The sequence below is a fragment of the Clostridium sp. AM49-4BH genome (assembly GCF_003478335.1).
Classification (GTDB): Bacteria; Bacillota; Clostridia; order Lachnospirales; family Lachnospiraceae; genus Butyribacter.
In genome coordinates this window covers 1-6,534 of record NZ_QUFB01000082.1, presented here as the reverse complement: position 1 = coordinate 6,534, position 6,534 = coordinate 1, and the positions used below count along the sequence as shown (strand labels likewise).

The window sequence follows — 6,534 nt, the reverse complement described above, 5'->3', positions numbered from 1 at the left end:
GGGGTTGATTAGGTCAACACAATTTAGAGAAAATAATTCATAATGATGTAAAAGTAAAGCTGCCTAATAATTTGAGAAAAGATATAATCAATTCTGTAAATTATGCAGAAATGAAGTACAGAGTAAAATATTCTACAGAGGATAAAATTTTCGAGTATTTGTATTCTTGCGAGAATAAAAAAGGTCAGCGAGAAGGAATTAACAGAACTCTTCCAAGAGTGTATGAAGGGCTTGGATTGGTTGAAATGTTAGAAAAAGTATCTGGTGGAAAAAGAGATAAATATATCTATCCTGCAGGAAGTTATAAAAAGACAGCGATTTATAATATGTTAAACAATGGTGCTAATATAGTATATCTTGAAAAATTAACAGGATTAGATACGAAACTTTGTTAAGTGACTTTGTATTTGATAACCTAAACGAGAGAGACATAGAAACTAATATAAATAGTTCATTATTACAATGTGAGTATTATGAATATTTGTAATAATGAGCTATTCAAAACTTTTAAGTATTGACACTGCTTCGCCCCTGACGATAAATCAAGGGTTGGAGTGGTGTCATTTCTTATATTCATAAGTATCAGAGAAGAAGGTTGAAATATACCTTCTTTTTTGATGCTCAAAATTAAATTACGGAAGGAGATACACATTATGGTTTATGGATACGCAAGAGTAAGTACGCGAGGACAGGCAAAAGACGGTAACAGTTTAGAGGCACAGGAAAACGCCCTACGGTCAGCAGGAGCAACTAAGATATATGCTGATGCGTTTACTGGTACAAGGACAAAACGCCCTGAATTAGACAAACTAATGTCTGTATTACAGTCAGGCGATACGCTAATTGTTACGAAGCTAGATAGGATTGCCAGAAGTGCTACACAAGGGATTGAACTTATTGAAATGCTGCTGGATAAAGGTATTGTGGTTCATGTACTCAATATGGGCTTAATGGATAATACCCCTACTGGCAAGCTCATAAGAAATATTATGTTGGCTTTCAGCGAATTTGAAAGAGACATGATAGTTGAACGTACCAGTGAGGGTAAGGCGATTGCAAAAATGAATCCTGATTTTAGAGAAGGTCGTCCTAAGAAGTTTTCTAATACACAGATAAATCATGCACTATCGCTGTTAGAGAATCATTCCTATCGGCAGGTGGAACAGATGACTGGCATTAGTAAATCTACGTTGATAAGAAAAAAGAAAACTGAAAATAAAGCATAATATGAGTAATACGGTTATCTGAGTCGGTGTTTTGCCGACTTAGGTAACCGAAATAGTAGAGCTAATTTCTCGTTGCGTTTATTCCGATAATAGAATATAAGAGCAATGGCTACAGTGTGCAGAATGTGGTGCTCAAAATGGCGAAAAAGAGAGCTATGGTTGATGCAACATTAAACGTCGGCAATTTATCGGCACGCTTCACCCAGGATGTTGAGGACATGAATTTGGAACCTGATAATGTAGGCGGTAAGAATCCCGAAGAGTTAAAGCAGAATTCAAAACCAAAGGCATCATCAAAAAAACCAGCAACAAAGAAACAGATAGCTTACCTTGAAAAGCTGATGGGAGAAGCTGGTACATCACAGGAAGCAATGAACAGATACGTCCAGAAGAATTACAGCATCGAGGATTATCACAATGCATCCGCACTGATTGTATCGGAATTGATTGAGAAATTCCAGAATGCAAAACAACAGTAACTTTATAACAGCAATATGATTTATGGGGGCTATCGGAATCTTCGGTAGTCCTCTTTTGAAAGGAGCAGCACATGGATATTAAAACATATGATTTAATCATAAATACGAGAACAAAGCATACCAGCCTCAGGTAAAAGAAAGCTTCGCCTATGGAGCAGAGTATTTTACAACACCGCTGGCGATATTTAAGTTGATGACAGAGGTATTTCATTTACACCAGATGTCGGATGAGTACGTATATATGTTGCCAATGCTGTTACATCAAAAAGCTTCGCTGTTGTTAAATTGTTAGTTTGTGTTGTGTTATTCATAAATGGTACCTCCAGTTTATTTTTTCGATATTTCCCCGATAGGGGAGGGTACGGCGAACCATACCCTGTGTTCTAATTACTTGTAGTTTGAAGAATGGTTACGATTTTCTCGACATCTTCCAGAAGAGCACATGCTACTTCAAATGGAATGGTATCATTGATGACAGAATGAACTTTTCTGATACAGAAGTTGCACGTTGTTTGACTCTGCGAGTCGATGTTTAGAGAAGTAAGTTCGTGAAGAGAGGCGAGTAATTTTAGTGCTTTTTCTTCCATTACAAAATCATCGCTTGGATTCATGCGTAGTACCTCCTTTCGTTTGTTATTTTTCGTATTTGCTCCGATAGGAGCTTTGCGGTTAATTTATTTCATTGTTACGCCGATAGGCGATAAGAAGAGGAAATAGAAGGAGTTTCTCAATATACCACCTATATTTATACTCTATATAAGACGTTAGTCTTATTAAGAGATGTAGATTATTGTTGTATTATAAGAAAAACATTGATATTATTGATGTCGATGATGACCAGTCTATTTGACAAGCAATGTGTGGTTCTTCCATGTATTCAGATACATCTGCATGGACGAATAAGGACGGCACAAGGCGATATAAATGGAAATACCAGTGCGGACACTATGCAAAATCTAAATTCGGTCAATGTAAGAAAAATGCTATATCGGCAGAGTGGATAGAAGCAGAAGTGATTGAGTACACCAAACTGTTAGTACGCAATCAGCAGTTTGCAGAGGATATTCAAAGCCAGATAGGTCAAAAGGTGGATGTATCAGAAATTGATATAGAGATTCAAAATTACCGAAAGAAACTGACAAAGCTGGAACGCAGTAAAAGCAATCTGGAACAGGACATCGACAGCATCTATGATGATGATAAAAATGCAGAGCGTAAACGCAGGGATATGAATAATCGCCTGAATAAGATTTATGAAGAAATTTACAGTATCGAAGACCAGATTACAGACTGTGAAATGCGAAAAGCATCGGCAGAGCAGAATACACTAACCAAAGATAATGTGTATAAAATGTTGTTGGTATTTGATAAGATTTTTGATAAAATGAATGATGCAGACAAACGTAAGCTGATTGAAAGTATGATATTGGAAGTACAGCTCCATCCAAAGGAAACATGGGAAGAAGGAAAGAATCCGATAAAAGAGATAAAATACGCATTTCCAGTCAGTGATGAGGTCATGGATGCTTTAAGGGAAAATGTTGCATCCGTGGAAACGTGCGTTTTATTGTCCAAACTAAAATCCACAAAGCACATAGATGTAGAAGTTAAGCTTTCTTAGTTCAGTTGTTTCGTGTGGTAACTTAACAATAACGGATTATGGAAAGTAATTCCACTGCTTTTTAATAAAAATAAAACTGCGCCACAGCCTTGGCAGGCCATCGCGCAGCGATTTTGTTCAATCGGAATTTAACGCACATCTAAAAAACGAGAATTCACAAAAACGTAGCCATAAAATGGTGATGAAAGGACGTATAACTTATGAGTAAAAAAGTATTTGTTTTGGTACACGATTACTGGCATCACGATGATTCCATCAAGCCTATGATGGACTATCTGTTTAACGCAGATTATGAAGTAACATTCACAAAGAACCCAAATGATTATTTCAACGGGCAGTTTGATTTGTTTTTGTCTTTCAAAGATCCTATTGAAAATGATCAGATTCCTACTCCAATCTGGTGTGATGAAAAATGGATGGAGAAATTTCTGAATGATGTTCAGAATGGTATGGGAACGATTATGCTTCACGCATCACTTACTGATTACACAGAAAATCACGCAATCCTCACAAATGTTGTAAGAAGTAACTTTATCACTCATCCCGAACAATGTCTGCTTACTGTAAAACCGATAGCAGAACATCCGATTATTGAAGGCATTGGCAAATTCACATTCCCTGAGTTTGACGAACATTATGTAATGAAAATGATTCCGAATGCTGATACAACGATTCTTGCAGAAACCGTTTCAAAGAACGGCGTTCAGCCTGCTGTATGGATTCACACCTATGGCAAAGGAAAAATCTGCTGTATCGTTCCTGCACACACTACCCAAAATCTGACCTATGAACCATTTGTCAAACTTGTAAAGAATGCTATTGATTGGGTTTAATAGCATTAATAGAGCGTCAAATATCAGTTTGTTTAATTGGATAAATAGGAATCAGTAGGAGAAGATTATGAAATTTTATAACATATTTTTTAGCCCAACCGGTGGCACAAAGAAAGTAGCGGATATTGTTGCGAAAGGGACGAAGCTGTACACGAAAGAAATTGACCTGATCAAAGAACCGGATAAGCTCATGAAGGTGAGCTTTGAAAAAGAGGACTTGTGTTTGGTTGCTGTTCCGTCCTACGGTGGGCGTATTCCTTCGGTCGTAACGGATATGTTCCGCAATGTAAAGGCAGACGGCACGAAGGCAATTCTTGTGGCGGTGTTTGGAAACCGTGCGATTGACGATACTTTATTGGAGTTACAGGATGTTCTGGAAGAATCAGGTTTTGTGTGCATCGCAGGAATGGAGGCTGTCGCAGAGCATTCCCTGATGAACCAATTTGGAACCGGACGCCCGGATCAGCAGGACGAAAAGGAATTGCTTGAATTTGCTGCAAAGATTCTGCAAAACAGCGAAACGCAAAAGACACCTGAATTCCCCGGTAACAGACCATATCGAGAATATGACGGTGTTCCGCTCAAACCTGTTGCAAATGGAAAATGTACTTCCTGTGGTCTGTGCGCAAAAGAATGCCCGGCGGGTGCCATTTCGTTGGATAATCCGAAGCTGACCGATAAGGATAAATGCATTTCCTGTATGCACTGCGTAGCAGTCTGTCCGAAGAAAGCAAGAAATTACAGTAAGCTTGTCAGTTTTATCGCTGGACAGACAATGAAGAAGGTTTGCTCCGGCAGGAAGGAAAACAAATTGTACTTATAAATCGGGATTTTCGTAATAAATAAGAGAATATGAATTAGATGATTAAGAATATGAGTCGAGTGATTCATATTCTTTTTTAAAATAATACATTGACAATCATCTATGTATTGCATATAATAACACATAGATAAATATCTATGTGAGGTGATTGTAATGAATACTATGGATGTTGCTCTTATTTGTAAAGCACTTGGAGATAGCAATAGACTACAAATTGTCCAAATGTTATCAGAGGGAGAAAAATGCGGCTGTAAACTTTTAGAAGCTTTTGAAATTACTCAGCCAACTCTTTCTCATCATATGAGAATATTAACAGAGTGTGGTTTGGTAAATGCACGTAAGGAAGGAAAATGGAGTCATTATTCTTTAAACTGTGAAACATTAAAGGAATATAAACAGTTTATTGAAGGGTTATCCTGTTCTGGTGGTAAAGGGGGTTGTTGCAATTTATGATTTGGGGATTTATTCAGAATCAGATGCTGGGGATGAAGTGGCTCAATGAGTTGATAGGAAAAATACTTACGGTAGTAGGATTGGATGTTAATTCCAGACTTGGTGGCAGTATTCAATTTTTTATTTATGATGTGTTGAAAATTACAGTATTGCTCTGTTTCCTGATTTATGTGATTTCCTATATTCAAAGTTACTTTCCACCAGAGAGAAGTAAGAAAATCATGGGAAAATTTAAAGGTGTATCAGCAAATTGTATTGCCGCTTTGCTTGGAACGGTAACACCGTTTTGTTCCTGTTCATCTATTCCCTTGTTTATAGGATTTACAAGCGCAGGGCTACCGTTAGGAGTAACCTTTTCCTTTTTGATTTCATCTCCGATGGTTGACCTTGGCAGTTTGATTCTTTTGATGAGTATTTTTGGAACAAAGGTTGCAGTGGTATATGTTATATTCGGACTTGTGATTGCTGTAGTTGGAGGCACCTTCATAGAAAAAATGCATTTAGAAAATTATGTAGAGGATTTTATAAGAAATGCAAGTGCAGTAGATATTGATTCTCCAACATTAACACAAAAGGAAAGACTGGAATATGCCAAAGACCAAGTAGTATCTACATTTAAAAAAGTATTTCCTTACATTCTGGTAGGTGTGGGTATTGGTGCATTGATTCATAATTGGATTCCGGAAGTATGGGTGGAAAGTATTCTTGGAAGTAATAATCCTTTTGGTGTAATATTGGCAACTTTAATCGGAATCCCAATGTATGCTGACATTTTCGGAACAATACCGATTGCAGAGGCTCTGCTTGCAAAAGGTGCCCAACTTGGAACTATTTTATCTTTTATGATGGCGGTAACCACATTGAGCTCCCATCTCTGATTATGCTAAGAAAAGCAATTAAACCAAAACTTCTTGGAATTTTTATTGCTATCTGTGCAATCGGAATTATAGTGGTTGGTTATGTATTTAACGGATTACAAAATTTTTTGATATAAAGGAGCTTCCTGTATAATAAAAAATGTGGATGTTGAAAATTGAAAATACCTCAGAGTACAATAAGACTACTGACTTGGCGGTTAGTAAAAATCTTATTGAACAGA

General features: G+C 37.1%; 9 protein-coding genes and 1 pseudogene. 8 read left to right on the top strand and 2 right to left on the bottom strand.

Going from position 1 to position 6,534, the window contains the following annotated elements; all coding sequences use genetic code 11:
- The first annotated feature begins 71 nt into the window (after positions 1 to 71).
- The 3 genes from DW981_RS13895 to DW981_RS13885 all read left to right on the top strand — a co-directional run bounded on the left by DW981_RS13895 (position 72) and on the right by DW981_RS13885 (position 1,705).
- A complete protein-coding gene (locus DW981_RS13895; RefSeq protein WP_118508155.1) occupies positions 72 to 395 on the top strand; it encodes a hypothetical protein in 324 nt (107 codons plus the stop codon).
- 258 nt (positions 396 to 653) lie between these two features.
- Positions 654 to 1,226, top strand: a complete 573-nt coding sequence (locus tag DW981_RS13890) for a recombinase family protein (RefSeq protein WP_118508154.1) — start codon at positions 654 to 656, stop codon at positions 1,224 to 1,226.
- Between the two features lie 137 nt (positions 1,227 to 1,363).
- A complete protein-coding gene (locus DW981_RS13885) occupies positions 1,364 to 1,705 on the top strand; it encodes a hypothetical protein (RefSeq protein WP_147352665.1) in 342 nt (113 codons plus the stop codon).
- 185 nt (positions 1,706 to 1,890) lie between these two features.
- Here the strand turns inward: DW981_RS13885 and DW981_RS15970 are convergent, their stop codons facing one another.
- Both DW981_RS15970 and DW981_RS13880 read right to left on the bottom strand, forming a co-directional pair.
- Complete coding sequence (locus DW981_RS15970; RefSeq protein ID WP_279220199.1) at positions 1,891 to 2,016, bottom strand: hypothetical protein; 126 nt, start codon at positions 2,014 to 2,016, stop codon at positions 1,891 to 1,893.
- A gap of 72 nt (positions 2,017 to 2,088) precedes the next feature.
- Positions 2,089 to 2,316 carry a hypothetical protein gene (locus DW981_RS13880; RefSeq protein WP_118508152.1) on the bottom strand — a complete coding sequence of 76 codons (228 nt, stop codon included), beginning with the start codon at positions 2,314 to 2,316 and terminating at the stop codon, positions 2,089 to 2,091.
- A 245-nt stretch (positions 2,317 to 2,561) separates the two neighbouring features.
- Between DW981_RS13880 and DW981_RS13875 the strand changes: the two genes are divergently transcribed.
- The 5 genes and pseudogenes from DW981_RS13875 to DW981_RS13855 all read left to right on the top strand — a co-directional run bounded on the left by DW981_RS13875 (position 2,562) and on the right by DW981_RS13855 (position 6,429).
- On the top strand, positions 2,562 to 3,326 hold the full coding sequence (locus tag DW981_RS13875; RefSeq protein WP_347474588.1) for a recombinase zinc beta ribbon domain-containing protein: 765 nt from the start codon (positions 2,562 to 2,564) through the stop codon (positions 3,324 to 3,326).
- Between the two features lie 200 nt (positions 3,327 to 3,526).
- Positions 3,527 to 4,159, top strand: coding sequence for a ThuA domain-containing protein (locus DW981_RS13870; protein WP_118508150.1), 633 nt, complete (start codon positions 3,527 to 3,529; stop codon positions 4,157 to 4,159).
- 67 nt (positions 4,160 to 4,226) lie between these two features.
- Positions 4,227 to 4,982 carry an EFR1 family ferrodoxin gene (locus DW981_RS13865; RefSeq protein WP_118508149.1) on the top strand — a complete coding sequence of 252 codons (756 nt, stop codon included), beginning with the start codon at positions 4,227 to 4,229 and terminating at the stop codon, positions 4,980 to 4,982.
- A gap of 153 nt (positions 4,983 to 5,135) precedes the next feature.
- Positions 5,136 to 5,435, top strand: a complete 300-nt coding sequence (locus DW981_RS13860; protein WP_118501729.1) for a metalloregulator ArsR/SmtB family transcription factor — start codon at positions 5,136 to 5,138, stop codon at positions 5,433 to 5,435.
- Positions 5,432 to 6,429: pseudogene (locus tag DW981_RS13855) on the top strand (permease). Before DW981_RS13860 ends, DW981_RS13855 begins: the two are co-directional and overlap by 4 nt.
- The last annotated feature ends 105 nt before the right edge of the window (positions 6,430 to 6,534 follow it).